At 39.8% G+C, this 748-nt stretch carries 3 protein-coding genes; all 3 read left to right on the top strand.

From position 1 onward, the window contains the following. On the top strand, positions 1-438 hold a 438-nt coding region (locus QN379_RS23430; protein ID WP_323507763.1), incomplete at its 5' end, for a hypothetical protein. Between the two features lie 3 nt (positions 439-441). Next, entirely contained in the window at positions 442-579 is a 138-nt protein-coding gene (locus tag QN379_RS23425) for a hypothetical protein (protein ID WP_323507762.1), read from the top strand. After that, on the top strand, positions 566-748 hold a 183-nt coding region (locus QN379_RS23420; protein WP_323507761.1), incomplete at its 3' end, for a hypothetical protein. The genes QN379_RS23425 and QN379_RS23420, both read left to right, overlap by 14 nt.

Below are 748 nucleotides of genomic sequence, written 5' to 3'. Positions count from 1 at the left end.
ATGAGCGGTCACGATGCGCCAGAATGGTCGGTCACGATAGACCAGAATCGGTGGTCACGATCGGCCAGAATACCCACCAGTGCCAACTATGCAAAAAATCTGGAGGATAACGCGGTAGATCACTTTGATCCTAACCGTCGAGGATTGGAATACCGTATAGGGCATCAAGGAATTTATCGCAAGTACCAGCTCGGAAATCCAGACGAGCCTGATGATTTGAGTACGTACTACGTCTTTCAAGCATCCGACCGACAACTCGTCACTGTCAAAGACCCAGTTCCTATTATTGTTCTTTTCAAGGCACATCGCACCATTGATTATCGCTTCGACGTGCAATACACCATTACTAAAAAAATAGGCAAAGATTTCGTCAAAATTGACGAAGTCGTCACGACTCTGATTAATCAGAATACAACGATCCAAACATCTAAGGAATAAATTATGTCTACTATTGAATTGTCAATCCATGAAGTGCTGGCTCTGCAAGAAATGGGAACCAACCATCAATACGCCGATGCTTTCTTGGATGTTCAATTAATCATTAGCAATGATTTTGAAACGAAAAATGATGAAAATTGACCGCCCCATAAATAAAACTAAGTATCAATTTATTTATTTAATTTTCATGTTTATTCATGTCGTAATTAGCTGGTTTATTTTTATTAATGGTGCGCCGAAAGGGCTAAATAAATTATTAGATATGACTATTAATACGTTTCAGGCGGCGGGATTCTCATGGGATTTTGAT

This window comes from Glaciimonas sp. Gout2 (assembly GCF_035018905.1).
GTDB lineage: Bacteria > Pseudomonadota > Gammaproteobacteria > Burkholderiales > Burkholderiaceae_D > Glaciimonas.
This window is presented reverse-complemented; position numbering and strand designations above follow the sequence as displayed.